We start from the raw sequence: 4,539 nt of genomic DNA, 5'->3' as shown, positions 1-4,539 counted from the left end.
CCCGACCAGGGAGTTCTTATTCGAACTCGAAGAGAAATAAGCATCGAAAGGCTCAGCAAACTCATCAGTGCTGGCCTTTCCGTCTTTATAGAACACTTTTTTGAAGAACGCTTGGTTAAGCTTTCTTTTTACTTTTGGCAGCGCCTTCGTGTAGGCAAAGTGGCACTTTGTCGCCATCTCTATCGACAGCTCAATTACTTTCTCAAAGTGGTCATTTCTAGCAGATAGGACACCCAATCTCGTTTCTGTCTCAAATAGCTCACCGGCAATTCTATTCTGCTCTTTTTTAAGAAGATCAACACCGATAGCCTCAGCTAGATAGGCATCCAAAAGCCTTTGGCGCTCTCGGTTAAGCTTTGAAACCCGCTTCTCTTGAAATTCCTTTTCTTTTAATATGTAGAGCTCTTTTTCCGCCAGCTCTTTTCTAGAATTGGTAATGATCTTATCAGCCCATTCTTTGGGGAGCTGGATGTCTTTGTAGAATTGATCGATGGCTTTTTCTACGTCAGCGTCCAGGACGTATTTTTGCTTGCAGCCGTTATGTCTCTTTTGTCCGAGGCAGTAGAAGTAAGTGTATTGGCCTTTGGCAAGGGTAGTAGACATTCTAGAGCCGCATTCGCCGCAATAGAGGGTTCCTTTTAAGTAATGCGGATGTGTGCGCTTTCGCTCACCGGCTTGATCCCTGATTCTTAAAACCTCTTGAACCTTTTCAAACAACTCCTTTGAGATTAACGGCTCGTGGTTTCCCTGAAACTCCATGTTCTTCCATGGGATAATACCGGTGTAGAACTTATTTTGCAGTATTGTGGCAAGTTGGGATTTACTGATTGGTCTTTCCGAATAGGATTTAGTACTCATTCCTCTTAAGCCGCTTTTAGTGAGGATTTCTAACAGCTCGGTTAAGGAGTAGTCTCCGGTAGCATAAAGCTTAAATGCCTTCTTTATGTATGGCGCTTTTTCCTCATCGATCACAACTTTGGCGATATCTCGGCCTTCAATCTTTACTCGCTCGTTTTTATATCCCAAGGGAGCTTTGGTGGGCCAGCCGCCGTTTTTAGCCTTCTGAGCGATACCTTTTTTAACTTCGCTTGCCAGGTTAGCTGAATAAAACTCAGCCATTAACGCATGTATTCCTTCCACTAAGCGACCAGAGGCGGTATCCTCGATATTCTCAACCACCGAGATTAAAGATACGTCCTTGCGCTTTAAAATTGCTTTAATGGCAACATGGTCTTCCATGTTACGGGCAAGACGATCAATTTTGTGAACCACGACCGCATCAACGTTTAAGTCTTTTTTAACGCGAGAAAGCATTTCTTGAAGCTGGGGTCTATCGGCAGAGCGGGCAGACTCTCCACGATCTACATACTCATCCACCAAGTTCCAGCCACGTTCTTTGATATACCGAACGCAAGCTTCTCTTTGAGCGGGGATAGAGTATCCCTCTTTTTCATCGGTCTCAGCTTGCTCTTTAGTTGATACGCGCAGATAAATAAGGCAGTTCATGCTACTAATCCTCTTTATATGATAGCTTGACGATATATTCAGGTAATATTGCTTCGATCTCTTTGTAATACTCTCCCGCAAAGTCGATAACGTCACGGGCTTCTTTTTCACCCACGAGGCCAGCTTTTCGGTAGATGGTTGCATTTCGTTTTTGTCTCATGCGCTGGAGCCGTTTAATCATCGGCTGGCGCTCTTTTGGCAGCGCTTCTTCTAAAAACGTAAAGGTGTTGGCGTGTTTTGCTTCACCCTTCGGCCTAAACCCGAGATGATTCATCCAGGCGAGGGTAAGCTGAAGGATTGAATTGTAGGCGATAGCAAACGCCCAATCTAAATCATGGTCGATAAGGTTTCTCTGGGCAGTATTGATATCGCGTCTCGCCACCCGCAAAAGGTCAGCGATTTCCTCTTGGGTTACCTCAGTTCGTTCAATAATTCTTTGCTTAAGCAATTCTTCGTAGCTCATCTTCACCTCCTATTATGAATATTTTGTTGTTTTTTAAGACATCCATGACGAACGAGTCTTTCTTATGAACGCGCTCTTTCCATTCTTCCGGCCCAAAAACCGTATAGTTAACATCTCGCCGCAAGACCTTCTCGGCGACGCTTACAACATCGTTTAAGGCGTCTAAGTCTGGGTCTCCGATAATCATCAGGTCTACATCAGAGCGGGCACTCTCAAGGTTTTTCGCTACCGAGCCATAAATAAAAGCAAAATCAACGTGACCGATTTCAGCAAGCTTTTCGTGCAGCACGTCAGCGAGGCCGACCGTCTTTAAGATAATGCTCTTTAGCTCTTCGTAAATGGGGAATTTCTTGTTTACCCAACAGTAGCGAACATTTGCTTCCTTTTCTGTCTCTAGAAGACCAACATCAACGAGCTTCTTAAGCTCTTTTTGCAAGGCAGAGTGGGCAATATCAAGTCGTTTATATAAATCGGTATAGTAAAAGCGCTCATCCGGGTGGTTTAAGAAAAGCGTCAGTAATTTTATTCTTGTTTTTGATGGCATAAATGTATATAGCATTGTTTGTCTCCTATTACCACTATTGTGGTGTGTTTACACCACTATTATGGTGTATCGTCTGAAATTGTCAATAGTTTTATATGCTGGTACATCTTTGACTTGATCAGATTAAAAATGTGCCAATAATTATATCCCTTATTGCTTATATGCTTCTAATAATTTCAACCGAAAGCCAGCAAACTTTTCCGTAATGCCGTAGTCCTCAACAAGGTTCGATATTGACGTTTGGAAATGCCTCGTTGTAAGCCTTAGTTTTGGCATGAGAAGGTAGGCGGCGAAAACTTCAGCCTGTCTTTCCTGAAGCTTATCCCAGGAATACGCACCGCTAGAGGCAGCTAGATGATTTCCAGCATGAAGGAAATGGTGGCCCAGAGCGTGAGCGATTAACTCTTTACGCTCTGATTCCGGCAAGCCTACCTTTAAAACAATAAAATCCCCAAAATAGAGTTCTTTGAGCCTATCCACGAGGGGATACTCAATAATTCCGATGCTTTCAGCATCGAGGATATCTTGAAGGTTACTTCCATATTGATTTACTATTTCTAAAGCTTTGCGCTTGGCGATATTCATTTATGTCTCGCTTAATTATTAATCGTCTTTCTCTAGTTTCTTAGCTCTCGCTAAAAGCACGGCTTGGTAAGCACCTAAGATTGAGCGCTTCTCTTCATAAGTCATGCTCGGAACGTCTTTTAGCATCATCTGAAAACCAGGATCGCTGATACCCAGTTCTTCAAACTCATGATCGAGAAGAAGACTTTGCATCTCTTCCCAAGGCATCTCCAAGACTTGAGCCCAGATTTTTAGCTTATCTTCAGCTGGAATGAACTTGTTATTCTCAACCGAGCTGACATAACTATTGGTCGTATAGCCGAGTTTTTCAGCGATCTTTTCTTGGGTGACCCCTTTTGAAAGTCTTATGGCTCTTAGTTTGTCTCCGAACCCCATAACAAACTCCTTATCATATTAATGTGATATCAAACGCTTGTTTATAGGCACTCTTACAAATGATTGATATCCTTACTATTGGTTATTTTGGTAAATTGCCATATTGACGGCTATCACACGTTTATAATATTATGGTAACAACGGTTGATTGTCAACCGTAATTGCAAGGGCAAATAATTCGCTAAGCAGTGATATCGCAAATTCAAGCAGCGATTATTTTTTTCACCTAAAATATCATATTTTTATGATATTTTAGGCAAGGGGTAAAGCAAGAGGTTAAAGATGGAGTTCTACGCACAGCTCAAAAGCAAAAAAGAATTAGAGGCGGATCTTCCAAGACTCGTTTCTGCTTTTATTGAGCTTGCCGAAGATCTCCTAGCTCAAGAGGAAATCGAGAAAGCGCAAGCAGAAAAAGGGAAAACGCAAAAGCCAGCCGGAAGAGGAAGGCCGAATAAGAAAAAACCTCTTGCAGAAAGTCCTGCATTACCCCTGGTTTGTGACAGCAAGAAGAGATAACAAACATTTTAAAAATCAATTTTGAGGGGAGGTGACGAGGGTTTTCGGGGGAGGAAGGCTGGTCATTCGGGCATCGAGCCGCTCATAACCAGGCATCGCCGGTGCTCAAATCCCTGCCCTTCGGGACATGGCTTCGAACCCCGGCTACCCGCCTTTTGGTCTTCGACTTCCGCTTCGCTCCACCCCTTCGTTCCTCAGGGGCAAAACGCGGGTAGCCGGCGTTAGGCGCCGGCGATGCGAAAATCGACGGCATTCCTCCCCCGACCCCTCCTTCCGTCGATTTTCTTAAAAGGAAGAAGATTTATATAGTTAAAAACCAAAATAAAGAAAGGATTACGGATGGCCAGATTGCCACGAAACAGAAGAGTCAAAGATTTTCAGCGCATGGTGTTGCAGGCAAGAGACATTGCGATTATTTTAGCCGTTTATGAAAATCGCTTCCTAAGACGTGATCAGATCGAGAGGCTGTTTTTCAGCACAACGTCGGCTTGCAATCAGAGATTGCAAGCGCTTTACCAGCACAAATTCCTAGACCGGATATATCAGCCTG

The 4,539-nt window shown here is 43.5% G+C and carries 8 protein-coding genes; 2 read left to right on the top strand and 6 right to left on the bottom strand.

Annotated elements, in window-relative coordinates; translation table 11 throughout:
* The 5 genes from COY37_RS07215 to COY37_RS07195 all read right to left on the bottom strand — a co-directional run.
* The coding region (locus COY37_RS07215; RefSeq protein WP_286977018.1) for a recombinase family protein at positions 1-1,506 on the bottom strand (1,506 nt) is incomplete at its 3' end.
* A 4-nt stretch (positions 1,507-1,510) separates the two neighbouring features.
* On the bottom strand, positions 1,511-1,969 hold the full coding sequence (locus COY37_RS07210) for a HEPN domain-containing protein (protein WP_286677557.1): 459 nt from the start codon (positions 1,967-1,969) through the stop codon (positions 1,511-1,513).
* Positions 1,947-2,528 carry a helix-turn-helix domain-containing protein gene (locus COY37_RS07205; RefSeq protein ID WP_286677558.1) on the bottom strand — a complete coding sequence of 194 codons (582 nt, stop codon included), beginning with the start codon at positions 2,526-2,528 and terminating at the stop codon, positions 1,947-1,949. Before COY37_RS07205 ends, COY37_RS07210 begins: the two co-directional genes overlap by 23 nt.
* A gap of 135 nt (positions 2,529-2,663) precedes the next feature.
* Positions 2,664-3,098: an ImmA/IrrE family metallo-endopeptidase gene (locus COY37_RS07200; protein ID WP_286677559.1), complete on the bottom strand. Its 435-nt coding sequence runs from the start codon at positions 3,096-3,098 to the stop codon at positions 2,664-2,666.
* Between the two features lie 18 nt (positions 3,099-3,116).
* Positions 3,117-3,473, bottom strand: coding sequence for a helix-turn-helix domain-containing protein (locus tag COY37_RS07195; RefSeq protein ID WP_286677560.1), 357 nt, complete (start codon positions 3,471-3,473; stop codon positions 3,117-3,119).
* Positions 3,474-3,755: 282 nt separating this feature from the next.
* Between COY37_RS07195 and COY37_RS07190 the strand changes: the two genes are divergently transcribed.
* Complete coding sequence (locus tag COY37_RS07190) at positions 3,756-3,989, top strand: hypothetical protein (protein ID WP_286677561.1); 234 nt, start codon at positions 3,756-3,758, stop codon at positions 3,987-3,989.
* Between the two features lie 82 nt (positions 3,990-4,071).
* On the opposite strand, the gene COY37_RS07185 is transcribed toward COY37_RS07190, so the two are convergent.
* Positions 4,072-4,242 carry a hypothetical protein gene (locus COY37_RS07185; RefSeq protein WP_286677562.1) on the bottom strand — a complete coding sequence of 57 codons (171 nt, stop codon included), beginning with the start codon at positions 4,240-4,242 and terminating at the stop codon, positions 4,072-4,074.
* Between the two features lie 86 nt (positions 4,243-4,328).
* Between COY37_RS07185 and COY37_RS07180 the strand changes: the two genes are divergently transcribed.
* A partial coding sequence (locus COY37_RS07180; protein WP_286977013.1) for a hypothetical protein occupies positions 4,329-4,539 on the top strand: 211 nt, incomplete at its 3' end.

This window comes from Candidatus Aquicultor secundus (genome assembly GCF_002791875.1).
In the GTDB taxonomy this organism is placed as follows: domain Bacteria; phylum Actinomycetota; class Aquicultoria; order Aquicultorales; family Aquicultoraceae; genus Aquicultor_A; species Aquicultor_A secundus.
Note: the sequence above shows the minus strand (reverse complement) of the source record. Positions and strands in the feature narration are given on the sequence as shown.